The following is an 18,776-nucleotide window of genomic DNA, read 5'->3' as shown; positions in this document are numbered from 1 at the left end:
ATGTCCATCGACTCCACACAGTCCGCCCGGCCCGGTGAATGGGTTGACGCCGAAGGCATCACCCCCGATGCCGCCAGCGCCCTGTTCCCCATGCACATCCCCACCGAGCGCTACACCTCCCCCGAGTTCGTCGACCGCGAGCGCCACGCCATCTGGACGCGGGTCTGGCAGATCGTGGGACGCGTCGACGAACTGCAGAAGCCCGGAGACTTCAAGGAGTACCGGATCTTCGACCAGTCCTACGTGGTCATGCTCGGCAAGGACGGTCAGCTCCGAGGTTTCGTGAACGCCTGCCGGCACCGCGGCAATGCCCTGTTCAGCGGAACCGGTAACACGCGTCAGCGCATCGTCTGCCAGTACCACCTGTGGTCCTACGACCTGGAGGGCAACCTGCGCGGCTGCTCGAAACCCGAGATCGACAAGGACGCATACGGTTTGCTCCAGGTGCCGGTGGACACCTTCGCCGGGTTCATCTTCCTCAACCCGGACCCCGACGCGGCACCGCTGCGCGAGTTCCTCGGTCCGGACGTCATCCGGATGCTCGAGCCCTACCACCTCGACGAGATGACGACGGTGCTCAACGTGCGAGAGCCGTTGGACTGCAATTGGAAAGTGGTGATGGACGCCTTCGAGGAGGGCTACCACATCTCCGGCATCCACCCGCAGCTGCTGCGCGTCATCGTCATCGACCCCACCAAGACCAAGTACCGGTTCCTCGACAAACACAGCGTTGCCGTCGCCCCGTTCGAGGTCGCCCACGTCGACGGTATGGGACCGGAGAAACAGGTCGAAGGCATCATGGAACTGCCGGAGACCTTCCCCGGTGTCGTGCGCGTACTTCCTCGGTTCACCGAACTCGTTGATGCACAACGAAGCTCGGACGGAACACTGACCTTCCCCGAGGGCGTGACCGGACGCACACTGCTGCAGCAGGCCACCCGCGACGCACTGACCAACGACGGACTGGACGTGTCCGGCCTGACCGACGAGCAGATGAGCGACAACCACGGCTGGGTCCTGTTCCCCAACTTCTTCATGACCATCCGGGCGGGCGAGGCGACCATCATCATGTCCACGCCGCACCCCGACGGCGACCCCAACCGGTGCGTCTGGCACATCACCAGCTTCATGTGGCTGCCCGAGGAACATCGCGCGGCGTTCTCCGCCGATCTCGTCGACGTCACCGAACCAGGCAGCTTCAAGTACTTCGAAGCGCTGCAACAGGATTACGAACAGATGCCACGCCAGCAGCGCGGGTTGCGCAACGCCCGGCTGGACCACATGGCACTGGTCAACGAGGAGGTCGTCATCGCCCACTACCACTCCGTGATCGACCGCTACCTGGCGGCGGTCGGATGACCGGGCTGACCGAGATCGTAGGCCAGCACACCGGGCGAACACGCACCGTCCTGCAGTACGCCCAGACCACCGGAGAGCTGGTGACCAAGGCCAAACAGCCCGGGTTCACCGCCGAAAGCTGGTCACCACTGGCCGAACTCGTCGACACCGACAACTTCTTCCGGGTCGGCCCCTTCAAGGAAGAGATGGATTGGGACGCCTACCTCGCGTTCCTCACCGGCTGGGCCACCACCTCGGAATGGGAGTGCAGCTTCAAGCGCATCACCGAGCACGCCGGCCTGGTGTTCCTGGAGCTCGAGGAACGCAGCGTGGTCGGCGACTTCCGCAGCGTGGTGAATTCACTCTCGGTCTATGAGTTCGGCGCCGACGACCGGATTCGCCGCCTCGATCTGTACCTGCAGATGGCGCTGCCCTCGTGATGCCGCCGCTGCGCGCCGACCAGTGGGGTGAGCCGGAGTACGCGGCATTCGGTGCCCTGCTGAACCTGCCCGCCGACAAGGTGCCCCGCGCCGGATCCGGGGAGGCCCTGGACCCGCTGAACTTCGACATCATCGGCATGCTGGCCCATCACCCCGAGATGGCGCGGATGTTCCTGCGATTCAACGGATATCTCCTGCAGCGCGGCGAACTGCCCGGCCGCCTGCGCGAGCTCGTCATCCTGCGGGTGGCGCACCGGCACCGGTCGGCCTTCGAATGGGGCCAGCACGTCCGGTTGGGCGCCGCGGTCGGCATCACCGACGACGACGTCGCCGCACTCGCCCAAGGCAACGACGGCTTCGACGGCACCGACCGACTGGCCCTGGACGCGACCGACCAATTGGTCGCCGACGGGCGCGCGGACTGGTCCACCTGGGAGGCCCTGGTGGATGCGCTCGGCGAACATGCCGCCATGGAGCTGATCTTCATCGTCGGTACCTACACCTTGACCGCAATGGCGTTCAGCACCTGGGGATTACAGCCACAACCCGGCAGTGCAGCACTGCCCACCGAAGGAGAACACGGATGAAGCTGGAAGACCGGATCGCCAAACACCGCCGGATGGCCGAGAGCTACCGCGACAAGTACGTCCTGCAGAAGGTGCAGGAGGGCGAGACCTACGACGAGTGGGTGTTCACCGAGGATGCGGTCTACACGTCGCCCTACTTCGTCGCCGACCAGGAGCTGGTCCTCAAAGATGTTGCGACCCATTGGGATACTGCGGCCACCATCGAAGCGAAAGCCTACGGGATCGAGTTCCCGGACTGGAAACCGGTCGACTTCAAGGTCTGGCCCGCCGAGAACGGCTTCGTCATGCGCTACCGGTGGCAGGGCACCTCGCAGACCACCGGCAAGGTGATGGGGTTCTATTCGATCAGCTTCGTCGACACCAATGACGACGCCGAGATCACGCACTGGTCCACCTACGTCAACGACGAGGAGTACGGCCCGTTCCTGGAATTGGCCATCGGCGCCCGCGGGCCGTTCTACACCGACGAATACATGCAAGCCCTGGGCAAGCATTTCGCCAAGCACGGGCTGACGTTCGCATGACCACCACGGAGCGGATCTACTACGACCCCTGGGACGCCGCGCTCAACGCCGACCCGTACCCGATGTTCAAACGCTTCCGCGACGAAGCACCGTTGTATTACAACGAGACTCACGACTTCTACGCGGTCAGCCGCTTCGACGACGTCAACCGCGCGCTGGTCGATCACGCGGCGTTCAGCTCCGCACGCGGCGCAGTCCTGGAGATCATCAAATCGGGCATGGAGATCCCATCCGGTCTCTTGGTGTTCGAGGATCCGCCGATCCACGACATCCACCGCAACCTGCTGTCCCGGGCCTTCACCCCCCGCAAGATCAACGCGCTGGAACCTCTCATTCGCGAGTTCACCGCGCGCTGCCTCGATCCTCTCACCGGCGGCGACCGGTTCGATTTCGTCACCCAACTCGGCGCGATCATGCCCCTACGAGTGGTCGGCATGCTGTTCGGCATCCCCGAAGACTTTCAGCATCGAGTCCAAGAAGACGGCGACCGTTTCGTGCGCACCGAACGCGGAACACAGATGACCGACAACCCGGACGGCGCTCTGACCGATGGCCAGATATTTGCGGAGTTCGTCGACTGGCGTGCCCGAAATCCCGCCGACGACCTCACCACCGAGCTGATCAACGCCGAGTTCGCCGACGAAACCGGCGTCAGCAGGAAGCTACACCGCGACGAACTTCTGATGTTCATGACATTGGTGGCCGTCGCCGGCGCCGAAACCACGACACGACTGATCAGTTGGACCGGCAAACTGCTCTCCGAGCATCCCGACCAGCGACGGGCCTTGCATGCCGATCGAGCCATGCTGCCCGGCGCAATCGAGGAGATCCTCCGATATGAACCGCCGGCACTGCAAATTGCGCGGTACGTGAAGCGCGATGTCGAATTCCACGGTCAAGTCGTGCCCGAGGGTAGCGCACTGATCGCACTCGTCGGAGCGGCCAACCGTGACGAGGCACGATTCGGCTCGGACGCCGAGGCTTTCGATATCGCACGTCCCGTACGCCAGCACCTGAGCTTCGGAGTCGGCGCACACTACTGCCTCGGGAACGCGCTGGCACGCATCGAAGGGCGCATCGCACTGGACGAGATCCTCAATCGGTTCCCCGACTGGGAAGTCGATATGGACGCCGCAGTATTCTCGTCGTCCTCGACGGTGCGCGGATGGGATTCGATGCCCGCCAACCTGAGCTGACGCAGCTGGTTCAGTCAGAGTCCGGCATCTTGATGGCCGACATGTACATCTCCAATGCGGGCCGGAAAAGGTCGACATCATCGAGCTCGCTGCCCAACGCCACCGCGTCCGTGGTGGCGATGAGCATCTGGGCAAAGACCGCGGCGGGGATCGTCAGTGTTGCGCCCAGCTGATCGAGGCCCATGACGATGAATTTCTCGAAGTCGGCCACAACTTCAGACCTCTTCGTCGCCACGGCCTTTCGTGCTTCGGGATTCCTGATCAGGTAGAGGGTGAACTCGTGACCGAGCGCGGCATGCTCGGCGCCTCGGGTCCGGCTGAGTTGGCGCCAACGCTCGGCGATCTCATCCAACTCGTGAGCACCGATCTTCGTCGCCGCGGACGTGATCTCCGCGAAGTTCTCGAAGTACCGGCGCCAGTACCGATCGGTGACGGCCAAGAACAACTCTTCCTTGGTCGAAAAGTGCTGATATATAGCACCTTTGGTGTAGCCAGCCGTCCGCGCGATGTCATCGAGGGAGGCCGCCATGAAGCCGCGCTCGGCAAAAACCTCCTCGGCGGCATCCAGAAGGAGCGCACGTGTGCGTTCCTGTCGCCGCTCTCGGGTCCACCGCTCCACCATGCCGGTGATTCTGCCATAGAATTTTACATTCCTATTGGTTCGACAGATACCAGCTGGTATGTTTACGGCGTGGGAGTACGACCGGACTCTGTGGTCGCAGAACCCACGGCGGCATACACCTGAAGGGGACAGTGCAATGACCGACCTGTCGAACAAAAAACCCGGAGCTCGTACCGAATCATTGCCTGGCGCGGCAACTCTGGGCACGCAGCCGCAGAAGTCGCCCAAAGCCATCAAGATCTGGGCGACGGTCGGCGGCTTGATCCTGGCCTTTCAGCTGTACGTGTGGATCCGCTGGATCAGCGGCCCCAACTTCGAGCGCGTACCGGCCGGGGCCAGCGATCCTCCGACGTTCATGAAGGCGATCCTGTTCACCTGGACGGCCGTCATCATCGTCGGCTACCCGCTCGCGATCTGGTACTTCATCATCAGACCCTGGCGACGAGAACGACGAATCACTCTGGACGGCATGCTCTTTGCCGCGTGTGGTCTGCTGTTCTTCCAGGATCCGCTGCTGAACTACTTCAACACCTGGAGCACCTACAACACCTGGATGTGGAACCGCGGCTCCTGGGTCCAGGACATCCCGGGCTGGATGTCCTTCGGGAAGCCGGGGGCCATGATGGCCGAGCCGTTCCTGATGAACGCCCCCGGATACTCCTTCGTCCTGCTGTGCACGATGCTCGGCTGCTGGATCATGCGCAAAGCCAAGCAGCGCTGGCCCAACATCAACACACTTGGCCTGATCGCCATCGTCATCGCCTGGACGTTCTTCTTCGACCTGGTAATCGAAGGATTGTTCCTCATGCCGATGGGGTTGTTCACCTATCCCGGGGCCATCCAGGCCCTGTCGATCAACGCCGGCACCTATTACCAGTGGCCGATCTACGAAGGGCTCATGTGGGGCGGTGTCCAGGCAGGCCTCTGCTGCCTGCGCTACTTCACCGATGACCGTGGCCGCACCTTCGTCGAACGTGGACTCGACAGTGTGCGTGGCGGATTCGCCGTTCAGCAGCTCACCCGGTTCCTGGCGATCTTCGCCGCGTGCAGCGCATTCTTCTTCGTGCTCTACAACCTGCCCGCGCAGTGGTTCGCCTTCCACCAGGATCCCTGGCCCGACGATGTCTTGAAGCGGTCCTACTTCCTGATGGGGATCTGCGGCGAGGACACCGACCGACCGTGCCCCGATCCATCCCTGCCGGTACCGCTACACAACTCCGGCTACATCAATCACGACGGTCAGCTGGTTCTGCCCGACGGCGTCACCCTTCCGACGATGGTCCCCCTGGAACGAGGCAAGTGAATTGAGCAACCAATCGACTGGCGGCACCATCGAGGCAGCCCACAATGGGCACCCGAGCGTTGACCAGCCAGCCACCCGGGCACCGTTCTACCGGCCGGTGGGTGAGGAAGTCACGGTCTTCCGCGCGGCCGCCCGGCGCGGCCTGCCCGTTCTGTTGAAAGGCCCCACCGGGTGCGGCAAGACCCGATTCGTCGAGACGATGGCCAGCGAACTCGGCCGGGACCTCATCACCGTCGCCGGCCACGAAGACCTCACATCGGCCGATCTGGTGGGCCGCTTCCTGCTCAAGGGCGGTGAAACGGTCTGGGTGGATGGCCCGTTGACCCGGGCAGTGCGCGAAGGCGCTATCTGCTATCTCGACGAGATCGTCGAAGCCCGTCAGGACACCACCGTCGTCATACACCCCTTGGCCGATCATCGACGAGAACTTCCCATCGATCGCCTCGGTGTGACGCTGCCCGCCGCCCCGGGATTTCAGCTGGTGATCTCATACAACCCGGGCTACCAGAGCGTGCTGAAGAACATCAAAGAGTCGACCCGGCAGCGCTTTGTCGCCATCGAGCTCGATTTTCCGCCGCCGGAAGTCGAAATCGACGTCGTCGCCCACGAAGCCGGGGTCGACGCCGCGACAGCGCGTGCACTGGTCACGTTGGGCAATGCCATCCGCAACATCGACGGATCACCTTTGCGCGAGGCATCGTCCACCCGGATGCTCATTCTCGCCGGCGGTCTTGTCGCCGAAGGGCTGAGCCTGCGTAGCGCCGTGCACTCGGCGATCGTGCAAGCCCTGACCGACGATCGCGATATCGCGCGGGCACTCGGCGAGCTCGCCGACGCGGTGCTGCCCGCAACGTGAGCGCTCCCGACCCCAGCGGCGCCGAGCGGTTCCGGCTACTCGCCAGTTTCGTCACCGGCAGGGCAGTCGACATCGCCGAGTTGCCGGCGGGTGAGCCAGCCTACACCAACGGGCAGGCGATCTTCGTCGCCGGGTCGGACGAGACCGTCGACCAACGACGCCAGATCCTGTTGCAAAGTGCCCTACTGGGCGCCGGTAGCCTCGACGGTCAATGGGCGAAGGCCCTGCGGGCACGCCCGGTGATCGCCCGACGCTACCTGGCGCTGGAAGGCCACCGCGCGCTCCGTGACCTGGCAAATCGGCTCCCGCTGGCTGCCGACCTGGTCTCCCAACTGGATTCCGGCCGCGTACCGATCAGCACGGATCCCCGGCATTCCCTGGATATCGCCAGGAGCCGAGCGAAAGTCGACGATCCACCGGGCTGGTTCGGCGTCATCAAGCCCGCCCGGCTCACAGCATCGGCGGCAGGGCCCGGCGCGGCGGCAGGCGACAGAGATCTACAGCTGAAGTTCGATCCCCTGGAATTGCCGGAGACCGACGAAGACGACGATTCCGAAACCGATGGCGAGAGCAAGATTCTCAAGCTGTTCGAAAGCCCGCTCTTCAGCTCCAAGAACATCTCGGACTACTTCCGCAAGACATTCGGCAGCTCGAAATCATCCAGTGACGGCTCACCGGGCACCGAGATGCAGGTGCGCTCGATGCGCCAGGTACAGCAAGCCGGTCCCAACGCCCGTCCCATCCCCACACCCATCAGGTTCACCAATGATCGTCAACCCGGCGTCGCGCTGGGGATCAATGGCACGCTGCACCCGGAATGGGATGTGCACGAGCAGAAATATCGCCCCGACTGGTGCCGGGTCATCGATTTCCCGATCAAAGCCGACGCAAACGTCAGCGCCACCGCGGTGCACCGCGACGACGTCCTCAGGCGCAGACTTTCACGGGTCGGACTCGGCCCCAAAGTACTTCGGGGACGTCCGGACGGTGACGAGATCGATGTCGAGGCTCTGATCGACATGTTCGTAGACCTGCAGTCGGGTTTCTCTCCACCCGAGAACGTGTACCTGGAACATCGAAAGATCGCCCGCAATCTGGGCGTGCTGATCTTGGTGGACGCCTCCGGGTCGGCGACAGACGCTGACGCCGATGGACTGGCCGTACACGATCATCAGCGCCGGGCCGCCGCTACCATGGCCGCGACACTGGAGGAACTCGGCGATCGTGTCGCCGTGTACGGATTCCGTTCTCAGGGACGGCATGCCGTGCACCTGATGTCGATCAAGACGTTCGGGCAGCGTTTCGGTGCCGTCGGCAGGACCAACCTCAACCAACTTCAGCCGTCAGGGTATACGCGCCTCGGTGCAGGTATCCGCGGCGCCGGTGAGATCCTCAAGAAGGACGCCGGTACCCCGAACCGGTTGCTGGTGGTGCTGTCCGACGGGTACCCCTACGACGACGGCTATGAAGGCCGCTACGCCGAGGCCGACGCACATAAGGCCCTCGAGGAGCTCCGCTCCGATGGCGTTGCGTGCCTGTGCCTTTCGATCGGATCTTCCACCACCACCGAGGCCCTGCTGCGCGTGTTCGGCTCGGCAGGATGTGCCGACGCGCCAACTCTGGCGGAACTGAGCCCGCGCATGGACGAATTGTTCATGACATCGCTACGCGAACTCGCCGCACCCAGATCACGGTGAGCGCATCCACCGTGCCGAACACTGTTGGTCAGGTAGGCGACGTGATCCACACAGCACTGGCCAGCACTCCGACATCATTTGAGCCTCGACAATCGAGGCTCGAGTGTGCCCCGACCGAGCCGCACGCCAGCCAATTCACGACCAATTTCGAGCTACTGATCTTCGCCACCTCGGCTGCCGACATGGCTGTCCATGCGGGGGGTTGGATTGTCGATCGTGCCTACGCGGGATGGGCAGTCACCGCGGTGCTCATGACCTCATCCCCAGGAGAAGACACTGTTTTACGCATTCTGGGCGCCAATACACCGACGGCGCCAACGCTGCCATCGTTATCCGAACGGCCCTACGCGGTCGCTCTCGTACTCGACGCATCATTGACCACTACCGACGCGCGACGTCAAATGTGCCGAGCACTGAACACCGCAACCGAGTTCAGCGTCTTCGGCAAGAACGACAACCTGCCCTCCGACCCGACACCTCGTTTCGGACAGCTTCATGGAACTGAGCATCGAATGAGCAGCGCAGCAGCCAGATTCAAGTCGCTGGCACTAGACGCGGCAGACGTTCCCGACGCCGCGCGCACGGCCTACCTACAAGTGGAACACTTTTCAAGCGCAGTCATCCCAGCCGAGACAAACGCCAGACACACCAGACGATCTTTCCGGCGCCAAAGAAAGCAGCTACGCCCAGGAGCTGTAGGTGGACCGTAACCATCCACAGGCGTAAGAGATCGTCACGGCGAGAACGCTATCCATGCTTACCTACCAATCCTGCGCTACACAGTCATCGTTGACGTGCAGCGACCGGCCAACCGCCCGCAACAAGTGAGTGTCGGACGCGGTCAACATCTCCCACTGACGGCAGTGCGCCGGTGATCTCCGCTATCGCAAACTCGATGTCGATCGCTTCAATAGGTACGCTTCCGCGCCCGGCCACTCGACGGGCCACGTCCACCTCTTGCTCAAAAGACAAGCGTGGCCCCAATATTGACAGTAGGTCTGCCACCTTGTATCCGCTCCCACCGGTGGCGGCAACTCGCATGGAGTCCACCATTCGTTTCACGGTATCCGACTGCGACATCAGCCATTACCTTTCGCGTGCACAGTCTCCAGGCGTCCTTCGACGGACCGGCCAAGTTCCAGGATAGACCAGCCTTTACAGGGAGGTGAGGCCTGCCGACTGAAATATCAAGCATCCATGGCAATTTGGAATCACCGGTGAAGTTTCCGCTCTGCCCTCAATACATCACATCGATCCCGCACTTCTGAATCAGCAACCGAAAGAAGCCGCGAGGGTTCACATTGCCGAAGGCGATTTTCCATCGGTCGCCCAGAAGCGTCTGCAGTCCTCACGTGCACCGTCGCCGTGGACTCGGCCGCGTCGTTGCACCTAGCCGACGGACGCCCAGAACCGTGTCAAGGCTGCCGCGGCGCGAATGGGATCCTCGACCATCCACCAATGGCCGAGGCCGTCCAGCACCTCGGTGCGAGCACCTGCCGCGGCGGCGGCTCGCCGCCGGATCGCTTCGGTACCTACGAAGGGATCCTCGGTCGGCTGGAGCGACAGACCGGGCCTGGTCGCCGCCGTGGCCAACTGGCGGCCGGCCTGCTCCATCGCGGGTTGGCGTGCTGAGCGATACAGCGCCAGGATCGCTCGACCCATCTCAGGACCTTGTGCCTCGGCGAAGGCCGTCGCCATGGACTCAGGAACGCCGAAAGCGGCCAACTGCTGCGCCCGCTCCGCTACCGAAGCCATCGCCATACCGTCGACGAGCTGCTCGCCGACATCGGGGGTCTGGAACAACTGCGCCATGTCGTGCCACACGTAGTCCGGATCGAACAGTCCGATGACGTCGGTGACCCAGCTTCGCACGAGCTCGGGACGCGCCATGACGACGTTGAGGACATGGCAACCGCCCCAATCGTGACCGACAAGATCTATCGGCCCTTCGATCCTCTCCAGCTCATCCGCCAGCCATTCACGGTAATCGGAAGAAGTCGCCGCGAAATCGTCTGCCAACGGTGCGCCGAATCCGGGAGGCGAGAGCCGCACGACGTCGTCGCGGCCCAGCGCCCGCACCAGCGGGCCCCACACCGCTTCCGTCTCAGGATTGCCGTGGACGAAAACTATTGCCATGAAACTATATTCGCATGGAAACACGGGTGGCGTAGCGAGCCGGCGATACGAAAAAAACTGCTACAGGCCGAGGTCCTTGGCGATGATCACCTTCATCACCTCGCTGGTGCCGGCGTAGATCCGGGCCACCCGCGCATCGGTGTACAGCCGGGCGATGGGGTACTCCATCATGTAGCCGTAGCCACCGAACAGCTGCAGGCACCGATCGATCACCCGGGCCTGCATCTCCGTGCAGAACAGCTTCACCCGCGCCGCATCCGGCGCCGACAGCTCGCCGTCGGTGTGCAGGGCCACCGCGTGGTCCAGCATGCACTGGGCGGCTTCGACCTCGGCCGAACAGGCGGCGAGCTCGAACTTGGTGTTCTGGAACGAAGCCACCGGCGTGCCGAACGCCTTGCGGTCCTTGGTGTAAGCGATGGCCGCCGCGATCGCCGACCGCGCCTGGGCCACCGAACCGACCGCCACCGTGAGCCGCTCCTGCGGCAGGTTGTGGCCGAGGTAGCCGAAGGCTTCGTCGACCTCGCCGAGCACGTTGGCCGCGGGCACCCGGACGTCGACGAAGGACAGTTCGGCGGTGTCCTGCACCTTGCAGCCCATCTTCTCCAGCTCGCGGCCCCGGGTGAAGCCGGGCATGCCGTCCTCCACCACGAACAGGGTCAGGCCGCGGCGCCGGTTGTCCGGGTCGGTGGACGTGCGGGCGACGACGATGACCAGGTCGGCCTGCATGCCGCCGGTGATGAAGGTCTTGGCGCCGTTGAGAATCCACTCGTCGCCATCACGCACCGCGGTGGACCGCATGCCCGCAAGGTCTGATCCGGTGCCGGGTTCGGTCATCGCGACGGCGGTCAGCAGCGTGCCGTCGGCCAGTCCGGGGAACCACCGCTTGCGCTGTTCTTCATTGGCGTAGTGCAGGAAGTACGGCAGGATCACTTCCAGCTGGGTGCGCACCGTGGACAGGGTGACCAGCGCGCGCGCCGCCTCTTCCTGCAGCACCACGTTGTACCGGTAGTCGGGCACGCCGCCGCCGCCGTACTCCTCGTCGATGGCCATGCCGAGCATGCCCAGGGCGCCCATCTTCGCGAACACCGCACGGGGCATCCGGCCACCCTTCTCCCATTCGGGATAGGCAGGCACGACCTCCTTCTCGACGAAGTCGCGGGCGAGCTGGCGGAATGCCTCGTGGTCCTCGGTGAACAGATTACGTTGCACGTGTTGCCCTTTCGACTAGAAGACGTACTCGACCAGGGTGGCGTTGGCGGTGCCGCCGCCCTCACACATGGTCTGCAGCCCGTAACGAATTCCGTTGTCGCGCATGTGATGGATCATCCGGGTCATCAGCACCGCACCGGACGCACCGAGCGGATGGCCCAGCGCGATGGCCCCGCCCAGCGGGTTGAGCTTGGCCTCATCGGCGCCCGTCTCGGCGAGCCAGGCCAGCGGCACCGGCGCGAAGGCTTCGTTGACCTCGAACACGCCGACCTCGTCGAGGCCGACACCCGCCTTGCGCAACACCTTCTCGGTCGCGGGGATCGGCCCGGTGAGCATCAGCACCGGGTCGGCGCCGATGACGGCACCCGCGCGGTAGTGCACCAGCGGGGTCAAACCCAGCTGCAGCGCATGGTCGGCCGTCATCACCATCAGTGCGGCCGCACCGTCGGAGATCTGGGAGGAGTTGCCCGCGTGGATGACACCGTCGTCGGTGAACGCGGGCTTGAGCCCGGCCAGCTTCTCTACGGTGGTTCCGCGCCGGATGCCCTCGTCGGTGGCGACCACGTCACCTTCGGTGAACACCGGGACGATCTGGTCGGTGAATGCGTGGGCATCCTGCGCGGCGGCGGCCCGCTCGTGCGACTGTGCCGAATACTCATCGCAGCGGGTGCGCGACAGGTCCCATTTCTGGCAGATCAGTTCGGCCGAGAGGCCCTGGTTGAACGAGAAACCGTCATAGCGGGCAAGCGCTTTGGGTCCGTAGGGCTGCCCGGACTGGCGCGCCGACCCCAGCGGTACCCGGCTCATCACCTCGACGCCGCCGGCGACCACGATGTCCTGCTGGCCCGACATGACCGCCTGCACGGCGAAATCCAGTGCCTGCTGGCTGGATCCGCAGGCGCGGTTGATCGTCGTTCCCGGGATGTGCTCGGGCCAGCCGGCCGCCAGCACCGAGTAACGCCCGATATTGCTGGACTGATCGCCCACCTGGGACACGCAGCCCCACACCACGTCGTCGATGACCTCGGGGTCGACGCCCGTGCGCTCGACGAGTTCCTTGAGCACCACCGCGGACAGATCCGCCGCGTGCTGGTCGGACAGTCCGCCGTTGCGCTTGCCCACCGGGGTCCGCACGGCCCCGACGATCACGGTTTCACGCATTACTTCTCCTTAACGGGCGCGACGGCCCACGTTCCGGTGAATGACGGGTCACGCTTGGCGGCGAACGCCGCGTAAGCCTCGCCCGAGTCTGTGGTGGCGAAGTTGCCCGGCTGGGCCCGCGCTTCGTTGGCCAGCGCCTGCGCGAAGCTCACGGCGGCACCGTCGTTGAGCAGGGCCTTGCTCTGGGCCAGCGCGAACGGCGGTCCCCCGGCCAGCCGGCCCGCCAATTCACCGACGAACGCGTCGATCTCGGTGGCCGCCTGCACCCAGGTGACCAGGCCGAGTCCGTGCGCCTCGTCGGCCGAGATCATGTCGGCCAGCATCACCAGTCGTTTGGCTTGTTGCAGCCCAACGAGTTTCGGCAGCAGCCACGACCCACCGAGGTCGACCGACAGGCCGCGCTTGGAAAAGATCTGACAGAACCGCGAATCCGGGGTGGCCACCACGAAATCACAGCCCAGCGCCAGGTTCCAGCCCGCGCCCACGGCGACCCCGGTGACCTTCGCGATGGTGGGCACGGTCAGGTTGTGCAGGGCCAGTGCGACATCGGTGAGCCGCTGCAGTTTGCGCCGCGGGTGGATGACCTCGCCGGTGCCGATGTCGGCCCCGGAGCAGAACGCCCCACCGGCACCCGTCAGCACCACGGCGCGCACCGAGTCATCGGTGTCGACGGCGCGCAGCGCCTCGGCCAGGGCCTGCCACAGTTCGGGGTTGATGGCGTTCTTACGGTCCGGCCGGTTCAGGGTCAGGGTCCGCACGCCGTCGACGTCCTCGGTCAGCAACACGTCGCTCATGCGCGATCCGCCTCCGGCTTCTCGCTCGCCCTCATCCGTACTCCGGACCGATCGCGCCCTCGGTGCGCAGCGAGGCCACCTCGTCGGCGGAGAAGCCGAGTTCACCGAGCACCGCGTCGGTGTGCTCGCCCAGTCCGGGCACCGCACCCATGCCCATCTCGAAGCCGCTGATCACCGGCGGCGGCAGCAGCGCGTCGATCTTGCCGTTGGGGGTGCCGACCTCGCGCCAGCGGTCCCGCGCCTGCAGGTGCGGGTGGGCGATGACCTCGCTGGGCAGGTTGTAGCGGGAGTTGCCGATCCCGGCCTTGTCCGCGATCTGCTGAATGTCCGCCAGATCATGCTGGGCGCACCAGCTTTCGATGGCGGCGTTGAGTTCGTCGCGGTGCGCGCAGCGATCGGAGTTGGTGGAGAACTTCGGGTCGTCGGCCAGGTCCTGGCGTTCGATGATCTCGCGCGCCAGCCGCTGCCACTCCCGGTCGTTGGTGGTGCCCAGCACCACCGTCTGCCCGTCACGTGTCGGGAACGAGCCGTACGGCGCGACCGCCGGTGAGCTCATGCCCAGCGGCGTCTGGTCGATACCGGAGTGCTGGGTGTAGGTCAGCTGGTAACCCATGATGTCGGTCATGGTGTCGAAAAGGCTCACAGCCACCGACGGCGCCGCCCCGGTGTCACCGTGGCGGGCCCGGCCCAGCAGCAGCGCCATGATGGACAGTGCCGAGTACAGACCGGTGGTGATGTCGGCGACCGCAGCTCCGGGTTTGGCCGGCATGCCCGCGTACCCGGTGGCCGCACACGAACCGGACTCCGCCTGTACCAACAGGTCGTAGGCGCGCTTCTCGGACAACGGACCGCCCGGCCCGTAGCCGTCGATCTCCAGCGGAATGACCTGTGGATGGCGGGCTTTCAGGTCCGCCGGGGAAAGACCCAGTCGTGCGGTGGCCCCGGGTGCCAGGTTGGAGACGAACGCGTCCGCCCCCTCCAGCAACCGGTGCAGCACGTCCATCCCCGCGGGTGACTTCAGGTTCAGCGTCACCGATTCCTTGCCGCGGTTCGCCCACACGAAGTGTGCGGCCTGGCCGAGCACGACGTCGTCGTAGTCGCGGGCGAAATCGCCGCCCTTGGGGTTCTCGATCTTGATCACCCGGGCGCCGAAATCGGCCAGCACCCGGGTGCACATCGGCGCGGACACGGCTTGTTCCATCGCGATGACGGTGATACCGGCAAGTGGAGCAGTCACGGTGTCACATAACCATGCCGCCGTCGACCGGCAGCACCTGCCCGGTGATGTAGGAGGCGGCGTCGGAGGCCAGGAACACGAACGCGCCCGCCACCTCTTCGGCGTCGGCCCAGCGCTTGAGCGGGATGCGGTTCATCATGTTGGCCGCGAACTTCTCGTTGGTGCGGATGGTCTCGGTCATCGGGGTGGCCGCCAGTGGGGCCAGCGCGTTGACCATGATGTTCTTCGTGGCTAGTTCGCGGGCCAGCGATTTGGTCATGCCGATGATGCCGGCCTTGGCCGCCGAGTAGTTGACCTGGCCCAGGGTGCCGGTGATCCCCGCCGACGAGGTCACGTTGATGACGCGCCCGGTCCCGTCGGTCGGGATGTGCGGCAGTGCGGCCTGCGTGACACGGAATGTGCCCATCGTGTGGATCTCGAAGGTCAGCCGGAACGCTTCCTCGGTCATCTTCCCGAACATCGCGGGCGCCGTGACGCCGGCGTTGTTGACCACGATGTGCAGACTGCCGCCGGTCAGGCCGGCAGCCTTCGCCGCCGCGGCCTCCGCCGCGTCGCGATCGCCGACGTCCAGTGCGGCACTGTCGGCTTTCCCGCCCGCGGCGTTGATCCGCTCCGCGACCGCGGCTGCCGCGTCCCCGCTGATGTCGGTCACCAGCACTACCGCGCCCGCGGCGGCCAGCGCCTCGGACACCCCGGCGCCGATCCCCGCGCCCGCACCGGTCACCAGCGCCGAGCGGCCGCTCAGGTCGAAATAGGTCCTCATGACAGTGGCATTCCTCTCCGCGGTTCCGCGAGATTGTTGTTACGGCGCCGATGTGCGAGTGCGCGACGCCATAACGGCAATCTCGCGAGCGGCGGATGTCAGTAGCTCTTGGGCAAACCCAACACGTTGGCGCTCAGGAAGTTCAGGATCATCTCCTGGCTCACCGGCGCGATCTTCATCAGGCGGGACTCCCGGAAGAACCTGGAGATGTTGTACTCCTCGGAGTAGCCCATCCCGCCATGAGTCTGCAGGGCCCGGTCCGCGGCGTCGAAGCCGGCATCCGCGCACAGGTACTTGGCCATGTTGGCTTCGCGGCCGCAGGACTGGCCGTTGTCGTAGAGCCAGGTGGCCTTGCGCAGGATCAGTTCTGCGGCGTCTAGACGGGCCAGCGAGTCCGCCAGCGGGAACTGGATGCCCTGGTTCTTGCCGATCGGCCGGTCGAACACCACCCGCTCGTTGGCGTACTTCACCGCCCGGTCCAGCGACACCCGGCCGATGCCCAGCGCCTCGGCGGCGATCAGCATCCGTTCCGGGTTGAGCCCGTGCAGGATGTAGGAGAAACCCTTGCCCTCTTCGCCGATACGGTCTTCCACCGGGATCCGCAGATCGTCGATGAACACCTCGTTGGAGCTGACGGCGTTGCGGCCCATCTTCTTGATCGGCCGGATGTCGACGTGATCGCGGTCGATGTCGGTGAGGAAGAGCGTGAGACCGTCGGTCGGCTTGGCGGCTTCGTCGCGCGGGGTGGTGCGGGTGAGCAGCAGGATCTTCTCGGACTCCAGGGCCTTGGAGATCCACACCTTGCGCCCGTTGACGACGTAGTGATCGCCGTCCCGCTTCGCGAACGTGGTGATACGCGAAGTGTCCAGCCCGGCACCGGGTTCGGTGACACCGAAGCAGACGTGCAGGTCGCCGTTGACGATCCGCGGCAGCGTCGCCTTCTTCATCTCCTCGGAGCCGAACACCACCACCGGCTGCATGCCGAAGATGGACATGTGGATGGAGCTGGCGGCGTTCATCCCGCCGCCGGAGCGGGCCACTTCCTCGGCCAGGATGGTCGCCTCGGTGATGCCCAGGCCGTGCCCGCCGTACTCCTCGGGGATCGTCATCCCCAGCCAGCCGCCCGCAGCGATGGCGTCATAGAACTCGGTCGGGAACTCGTGTGCCTGGTCCTTTTCCATCCAGTAGTGGTCGTCGAACCTGGATGACAGTTCCGCCACCGACTTTCGGATCAGCTGTTGATCCTCGGTCAGCTCGAAGTTCATTCCCTCGGACACGGTTCCTCCTCAGTCTGGGCACGCGACGGAAACGGTGCAGGTGTCCCTGCACCGTCCGCCGATCACGCTCTCGGTCTAGTCTTTGACGCCGGACACCGCACGCGCGTTGGCGGTGAAGTCGGCGACGCTGGAGCCACCGCGCTTGTCGTGCGCGGTCGCCTGGATCGAAATATCGTGACCCACAGCCTGTTTGCGCAGCGCGCCGACGGTGGCCTGCTCGCGCGGGATGTGGGTGAACGGCTCGAAGTGATACAGCCGCATGGCGTTCTCGTGGGTGATCTTGTTGATCTCGTCGTCGGGCACGTCGTAGGTGTCGAACACCGCGGACAGTTCCTCGGGGGCGCCGGGCCACATCGAGTCCGAGTGCGGGTAGTCCATCTCCCAGCAGATGTTGTCGACGCCGATCATGTGGCGGTTCTTCACCCCGACCGGATCGGAGATGAAGCACGTCATGAAGTGCTCGCGGAACACCTCCGAGGGCAGCTTGTCGCCGAAGTCCTGATGCGTCCAGGTGGAGTGCATTTCGTAGGTGCGGTCCACCCGGTCCAGGAAGTAGGGGATCCAGCCGGTGCCACCCTCGCTGAGGGCGATCTTGAGATCCGGGTAGGCCTTGATCGGCGCGGACCACAACAGGTCGGCGGCGGCCTGCACGATGTTCATCGGCTGCAGGGTGATCATGACGTCCATCGGCGCGTCCGGGGCGGTGATGGCCAGCCGGCCCGAGGAGCCGATGTGCACGTTCATCACGGTCTCGGTGTCCACCAGCGCATCCCACAGCGGCTTCCAGTACTCCAGGTCGTGAAAGCTGGGGTAGCCCAGGGCCGACGGGTTCTCGGTGAAGGTCAGCGAGTGCACGCCCTTCTTCGAAACCCGGCGCACCTCCTGAGCGCACAGCACCGGATCCCAGATCGCCGGGATGGCCATCGGGATGAACCGGCCCGGATGCGAGGCGCACCAGTCATCGATATGCCAGTCGTTGTAGGCCTGCACCAGCGCCAGCGAGAACTCGGCGTCTTCGGTGGCGAACAGCCGCGCCGCGAACCCCGGGAACGACGGGAAGTTCATCGTCGCGAGCACACCACCGGCGTTCATGTCCTTGACCCGCTCGGCCGCGTCATAGCAGCCCTTGCGGATCTCATCGAGCCCGGTGGGCTCCAGGCCGTACTCCTCTTTGGGGCGGCCGGCGACGGCATTGAGTGCGACGTTGGGGATGACGGTGTCACGGAACTGCCAGGTGTCTGACCCGTCCGGGTTGTGGACCAGCCGGGGCGCCTCGTCCACGTACTTGGCCGGCAGGTGGTTCTTGAACATGTCGGGCGGTTCGATGATGTGGTCGTCAACGCTGATGAGAATCATGTCGTCTTGATGCATAGATGTCCCTTTCGCCGATCCGTCACGCTCGCGGGGCTTGGTTCTCCCTCAATGCAAACTAACTTCTCACGGTACGAGAATCAACGTCCGAAACGATCTTCGGTGGCCCTGACCGCGCTTTTTCGTCCGTCGCCGCGTTGCGGAGGGAGGGCGGCCACTGACGTTGGCATTGACCTTACGGCCAAAGAGTGGAAATCTGTTAGTCGAATATGAGAATATGATTCTCGTAGCGGAGAAGACGAGGCCAAATCCACCGTGGGGCGGC

Annotated in this window: 18 protein-coding genes; 8 read left to right on the top strand and 10 right to left on the bottom strand. The window is 64.7% G+C overall.

Translation table 11 applies throughout. The features are described 5' to 3' along the window. From AC1DY7_RS23100 to AC1DY7_RS23080, 5 genes are read left to right on the top strand one after another with little or no spacing between them, the layout of a single operon-like run. The gene (locus AC1DY7_RS23100; RefSeq protein WP_477496047.1) at positions 1-1,359 is read left to right on the top strand and encodes an aromatic ring-hydroxylating oxygenase subunit alpha; all 1,359 of its coding nucleotides are present in this window, start codon (positions 1-3) and stop codon (positions 1,357-1,359) included. Further along, entirely contained in the window at positions 1,356-1,778 is a 423-nt protein-coding gene (locus AC1DY7_RS23095) for a hypothetical protein (protein ID WP_477496046.1), read from the top strand. The genes AC1DY7_RS23100 and AC1DY7_RS23095 overlap by 4 nt, the downstream gene beginning before the upstream one ends. Continuing rightward, entirely contained in the window at positions 1,778-2,365 is a 588-nt protein-coding gene (locus AC1DY7_RS23090) for a carboxymuconolactone decarboxylase family protein (protein WP_477496100.1), read from the top strand. Before AC1DY7_RS23095 ends, AC1DY7_RS23090 begins: the two co-directional genes overlap by 1 nt. Beyond that, positions 2,362-2,889 (top strand): hypothetical protein, encoded by a 528-nt coding sequence (locus AC1DY7_RS23085; RefSeq protein ID WP_477496045.1) that lies wholly within the window; start codon positions 2,362-2,364, stop codon positions 2,887-2,889. The genes AC1DY7_RS23090 and AC1DY7_RS23085 overlap by 4 nt, the downstream gene beginning before the upstream one ends. Beyond that, positions 2,886-4,085 carry a cytochrome P450 gene (locus tag AC1DY7_RS23080; RefSeq protein ID WP_477496044.1) on the top strand — a complete coding sequence of 400 codons (1,200 nt, stop codon included), beginning with the start codon at positions 2,886-2,888 and terminating at the stop codon, positions 4,083-4,085. The genes AC1DY7_RS23085 and AC1DY7_RS23080 overlap by 4 nt, the downstream gene beginning before the upstream one ends. Before the next feature lie 10 nt (positions 4,086-4,095). Here AC1DY7_RS23080 and AC1DY7_RS23075 read toward each other — a convergent pair whose 3' ends face one another. Next, positions 4,096-4,707, bottom strand: coding sequence for a TetR/AcrR family transcriptional regulator (locus AC1DY7_RS23075; RefSeq protein ID WP_477496043.1), 612 nt, complete (start codon positions 4,705-4,707; stop codon positions 4,096-4,098). A gap of 136 nt (positions 4,708-4,843) precedes the next feature. Here AC1DY7_RS23075 and AC1DY7_RS23070 point away from each other — a divergent pair, with 136 nt between their 5' ends. From AC1DY7_RS23070 to AC1DY7_RS23060, 3 genes are read left to right on the top strand one after another with little or no spacing between them, the layout of a single operon-like run. Then, a complete protein-coding gene (locus AC1DY7_RS23070) occupies positions 4,844-6,010 on the top strand; it encodes a spirocyclase AveC family protein (protein WP_477496042.1) in 1,167 nt (388 codons plus the stop codon). 28 nt (positions 6,011-6,038) lie between these two features. Then, positions 6,039-6,866 carry an AAA family ATPase gene (locus tag AC1DY7_RS23065; RefSeq protein WP_477496099.1) on the top strand — a complete coding sequence of 276 codons (828 nt, stop codon included), beginning with the start codon at positions 6,039-6,041 and terminating at the stop codon, positions 6,864-6,866. Then, positions 6,863-8,563, top strand: a complete 1,701-nt coding sequence (locus AC1DY7_RS23060; RefSeq protein WP_477496041.1) for a nitric oxide reductase activation protein NorD — start codon at positions 6,863-6,865, stop codon at positions 8,561-8,563. Before AC1DY7_RS23065 ends, AC1DY7_RS23060 begins: the two co-directional genes overlap by 4 nt. 783 nt (positions 8,564-9,346) lie before the next feature. Here the strand turns inward: AC1DY7_RS23060 and AC1DY7_RS23055 are convergent. The 9 genes from AC1DY7_RS23055 to AC1DY7_RS23015 all read right to left on the bottom strand — a co-directional run bounded on the left by AC1DY7_RS23055 (position 9,347) and on the right by AC1DY7_RS23015 (position 18,511). Next, the gene (locus tag AC1DY7_RS23055; protein ID WP_477496098.1) at positions 9,347-9,604 is read right to left on the bottom strand and encodes a DUF3349 domain-containing protein; all 258 of its coding nucleotides are present in this window, start codon (positions 9,602-9,604) and stop codon (positions 9,347-9,349) included. 348 nt (positions 9,605-9,952) lie between these two features. After that, a complete protein-coding gene (locus tag AC1DY7_RS23050; RefSeq protein ID WP_477496040.1) occupies positions 9,953-10,699 on the bottom strand; it encodes an alpha/beta fold hydrolase in 747 nt (248 codons plus the stop codon). 60 nt (positions 10,700-10,759) lie between these two features. Further along, on the bottom strand, positions 10,760-11,908 hold the full coding sequence (locus AC1DY7_RS23045; protein WP_477496039.1) for an acyl-CoA dehydrogenase family protein: 1,149 nt from the start codon (positions 11,906-11,908) through the stop codon (positions 10,760-10,762). Positions 11,909-11,923: 15 nt separating this feature from the next. Continuing rightward, positions 11,924-13,069, bottom strand: a complete 1,146-nt coding sequence (locus AC1DY7_RS23040) for a thiolase family protein (RefSeq protein WP_477496038.1) — start codon at positions 13,067-13,069, stop codon at positions 11,924-11,926. Then, positions 13,069-13,863 (bottom strand): enoyl-CoA hydratase/isomerase family protein, encoded by a 795-nt coding sequence (locus tag AC1DY7_RS23035; RefSeq protein WP_477496037.1) that lies wholly within the window; start codon positions 13,861-13,863, stop codon positions 13,069-13,071. The genes AC1DY7_RS23040 and AC1DY7_RS23035 overlap by 1 nt, the downstream gene beginning before the upstream one ends. Positions 13,864-13,894: 31 nt before the next feature. Then, on the bottom strand, positions 13,895-15,100 hold the full coding sequence (locus AC1DY7_RS23030) for a CaiB/BaiF CoA transferase family protein (protein ID WP_477496036.1): 1,206 nt from the start codon (positions 15,098-15,100) through the stop codon (positions 13,895-13,897). A 4-nt stretch (positions 15,101-15,104) separates the two neighbouring features. After that, complete coding sequence (locus tag AC1DY7_RS23025; RefSeq protein WP_477496035.1) at positions 15,105-15,863, bottom strand: SDR family NAD(P)-dependent oxidoreductase; 759 nt, start codon at positions 15,861-15,863, stop codon at positions 15,105-15,107. A gap of 98 nt (positions 15,864-15,961) precedes the next feature. Then, positions 15,962-17,128: an acyl-CoA dehydrogenase family protein gene (locus AC1DY7_RS23020; RefSeq protein WP_477496097.1), complete on the bottom strand. Its 1,167-nt coding sequence runs from the start codon at positions 17,126-17,128 to the stop codon at positions 15,962-15,964. Positions 17,129-17,215: 87 nt separating this feature from the next. Next, on the bottom strand, positions 17,216-18,511 hold the full coding sequence (locus AC1DY7_RS23015) for an amidohydrolase family protein (RefSeq protein WP_477496034.1): 1,296 nt from the start codon (positions 18,509-18,511) through the stop codon (positions 17,216-17,218). Between the last annotated feature and the right edge of the window lie 265 nt (positions 18,512-18,776).

The organism is Mycobacterium sp. P2_H7 (assembly GCF_056403275.1).
Note: the sequence above shows the minus strand (reverse complement) of the source record. Positions and strands in the feature narration are given on the sequence as shown.

Excerpts from the sequence above, each read along its gene's own strand:
- AC1DY7_RS23100 (WP_477496047.1), top strand. The coding sequence starts at position 1 with ATGTCCATCGACTCCACACAGTCCGCCCGGCCCGGTGAATGGGTTGAC.
- AC1DY7_RS23095 (WP_477496046.1), top strand. The coding sequence starts at position 1,356 with ATGACCGGGCTGACCGAGATCGTAGGCCAGCACACCGGGCGAACACGC.
- AC1DY7_RS23090 (WP_477496100.1), top strand. The coding sequence starts at position 1,778 with ATGCCGCCGCTGCGCGCCGACCAGTGGGGTGAGCCGGAGTACGCGGCA.
- AC1DY7_RS23085 (WP_477496045.1), top strand. The coding sequence starts at position 2,362 with ATGAAGCTGGAAGACCGGATCGCCAAACACCGCCGGATGGCCGAGAGC.
- AC1DY7_RS23080 (WP_477496044.1), top strand. The coding sequence starts at position 2,886 with ATGACCACCACGGAGCGGATCTACTACGACCCCTGGGACGCCGCGCTC.
- AC1DY7_RS23075 (WP_477496043.1), bottom strand. The coding sequence starts at position 4,707 with ATGGTGGAGCGGTGGACCCGAGAGCGGCGACAGGAACGCACACGTGCG.
- AC1DY7_RS23070 (WP_477496042.1), top strand. The coding sequence starts at position 4,844 with ATGACCGACCTGTCGAACAAAAAACCCGGAGCTCGTACCGAATCATTG.
- AC1DY7_RS23055 (WP_477496098.1), bottom strand. The coding sequence starts at position 9,604 with ATGCGAGTTGCCGCCACCGGTGGGAGCGGATACAAGGTGGCAGACCTA.
- AC1DY7_RS23050 (WP_477496040.1), bottom strand. The coding sequence starts at position 10,699 with ATGGCAATAGTTTTCGTCCACGGCAATCCTGAGACGGAAGCGGTGTGG.
- AC1DY7_RS23040 (WP_477496038.1), bottom strand. The coding sequence starts at position 13,069 with ATGCGTGAAACCGTGATCGTCGGGGCCGTGCGGACCCCGGTGGGCAAG.
- AC1DY7_RS23035 (WP_477496037.1), bottom strand. The coding sequence starts at position 13,863 with ATGAGCGACGTGTTGCTGACCGAGGACGTCGACGGCGTGCGGACCCTG.
- AC1DY7_RS23025 (WP_477496035.1), bottom strand. The coding sequence starts at position 15,863 with ATGAGGACCTATTTCGACCTGAGCGGCCGCTCGGCGCTGGTGACCGGT.
- AC1DY7_RS23020 (WP_477496097.1), bottom strand. The coding sequence starts at position 17,128 with ATGAACTTCGAGCTGACCGAGGATCAACAGCTGATCCGAAAGTCGGTG.
- AC1DY7_RS23015 (WP_477496034.1), bottom strand. The coding sequence starts at position 18,511 with ATGCATCAAGACGACATGATTCTCATCAGCGTTGACGACCACATCATC.